The organism is uncultured Brevundimonas sp. (assembly GCF_937870815.1).
Taxonomy (GTDB): domain Bacteria; phylum Pseudomonadota; class Alphaproteobacteria; order Caulobacterales; family Caulobacteraceae; genus Brevundimonas.
In genome coordinates this window covers 1-2,326 of the sequence record NZ_CALMZS010000183.1, presented here as the reverse complement: position 1 = coordinate 2,326, position 2,326 = coordinate 1, and the positions used below count along the sequence as shown (strand labels likewise).

The window sequence follows — 2,326 nt, the reverse complement described above, 5'->3', positions numbered from 1 at the left end:
CGCCCTGCCGGCCCGTGAGCGGTTCACGCTCAGCTTCGTCGGCGACAAGCCATGGTCGGGCTACAACTACTATCTGGGCGACTCGGCCAGCCGGATCGAGATCAACGCCGACCTGCCGATCTATACCGAGCGGGCCGTCGATCTGGGCTGCCACGAGGGCTATCCCGGCCACCATGTCTACAACGCCCTGCTGGAACAGACCTTCGTGCGCGAGCGCGGCTGGGTGGAGATGAGCGTCTATCCGCTGTTCTCGCCCATGTCCTTCGTCGCCGAGGGCAGCGCCAACTATGGCATCGACCTGGCCTTCCCGGGCGACGAGGGCGCCCGTTTCGAGCGGGAGGTGCTGTTCCCGCTGGCCGGCCTCGATCCGGCCACGGCGGACAGGAAGACGCGGCTGGGCGAGCTGACCCGGCGGCTGGCGCGAGCCGAATACACCATCGCCGACGACTGGCTGGCGGGGCGGATCGAGCGGGCCGAGGCGATCCGGCGGCTGATGAAATACACCCTGGCCGACGAGGCCAGGGCGACCCAGCGGCTGCGCTTCATCGACACCTATCGCAGCTATATCATCAACTACGGCCTCGGCCGCGACGTGGTCCAGGCCTGGGTCGAGCGGCAGGGCCCGGACCGGTGGGCGGGGATGGAGCGGCTGTTGAGCAGTCAGATTCTGCCGGCGGATCTGGTCGACTGACAATCTATCCCTCCAGGGATTGAGCAGGCAGGCTGAAGCCCTCTCCGGCATTCCTGCCGGAAAGTGGTGGGGAGGTGGCGGAGCGCGGGCGGGTCGGCCCGGAACCGATGTGGCCCCCTGCTTTCGCGTTACGGGGACCGTGAGTGGAGTTTTCGGCGTCGCCGCCCGCGCTCCGCATGATCGTGGCTTCCGAGCGCTTCGGGGCGGGCATCGCATGGCCAACCGGGGTCTTGCCGTTTGCGGCCCCCGATCTCTCGCCATTTAGGCCCTTTCGAAACTAAGCCCGGGCGGGCAGGGGCGACCAGGCCCCTGGGCTCCTCCGTTTCAAACCGGAGGACAGTCCCTTCGCATGCCGCAGGGGGGAGCAACCCGTCCTCCAGCATGGTCCGGTTCCGCCGTGCACACACCCGAAGGCGACGCCCGGCGTCCCGCAACGATCACACCCGCCGCACGCGGTTGGCCCTGGCGCCAGACGCCCTCCCCCGCGACGGGATGGGCACAAGGATAGGGGGCGGCCCAGCTATGGCAGGAAGAGGACGCTGCATTTTTTTATTGACTGGCGAAATCAGCGGGTTGGCGGCGCGCCATATGCTGGCAATCGGCGAATAGGTAGCAGTCCCCTCCCCCGTTTCGGGGGAAGGTGGGCGGCCGAGCCGCTCGGACGGGGGTTCTGTCCGCGCCACGATGGCCGGCGGCGTTTCCGCACAGGCAGGCCCCCATCCGTCTCGCTACCCGAGCCACCTTCCCCCGAAATGGGGGACGGCAGCGAGTGGGTGGCCCGGGATGACGATAGCGGGGGCGGGCATCATCCGCTCAGGATGTGGCGGCGGGTTCCGAGGGGCTGAGCCTTCGGAGGAAGAGGGGGGCCGAGAGTAAACCGAACAGAAAGCCTCCAAGGTGAGCTTCCCAAGCCAAACCTCCCTGCGAGCCTGTTGACCGGGCGGCGAAATAGAGGATGGCGAAAAGCGCTGCGTTTGTGACGGCGAATTCGCGCATTCCGATCAGCACGGGCTTGGACAAAAGCGGCCGAAGCATCCGGGTTTCCAAATCGCCCCTGACCAGAAGACCCCAAAGGCCGCAGATTGCCCCGGACGCCCCGACCATTGGAATGCCGTCGTCCGGATGAACCAGCAAGAACATGGCGGCCGACGAGATCGCCGCGCCCACGAGCAGCGACAGATAGCGAGGCCAGCCTCCCGCCCCGCTGCCGAGGAGCAGCCTGACGGGTATGGTCGTGGACAAGATGGCGGCGCTGTTCATCCAAAGGTGCCAATGTCCGGCGTGCGTGACGGCGTGAGTCGCAAGGGTGAGCCATCGCCCCTCTGACATGGCCTGCCGCGACAGGCCCAGTTGCTCTGGGCCTCCGTGAACCATTGCCCAACGAACGCCGCCACCAGCAACCCGACCAAGACCAGGCCTGGCAGCGCCCCGGCTCTGACATCCTGGGCCAGCAGGCTCCGCCAACTGATGGCGCCGAGCCGACCACTGGTCGCTCGCTGAAGCGTCGTTGGCTGATTGAGCTTTTCGTCCGACCTCACCGCCGCCGCAACCCGCCCAGCAACCCGCGCAGCAGTTCGCGCGTGATCGTGCTCCCCGCCGTGCGCAGCACCGACTTGGTCGCGGCGGCGCCCACGT

At 67.5% G+C, this 2,326-nt stretch carries 1 protein-coding gene and 1 pseudogene; one reads left to right on the top strand and one right to left on the bottom strand.

The window, feature by feature from the left end; all coding sequences use genetic code 11:
- A pseudogene (locus Q0588_RS12215) lies at positions 1-691 on the top strand (hypothetical protein); the annotation flags it as partial.
- 813 nt (positions 692-1,504) lie between these two features.
- On the opposite strand, the gene Q0588_RS12210 reads toward Q0588_RS12215, so the two are convergent.
- Positions 1,505-2,020: a rhomboid family intramembrane serine protease gene (locus Q0588_RS12210; RefSeq protein WP_298746422.1), complete on the bottom strand. Its 516-nt coding sequence runs from the start codon at positions 2,018-2,020 to the stop codon at positions 1,505-1,507.
- Positions 2,021-2,326 lie beyond the last annotated feature (306 nt).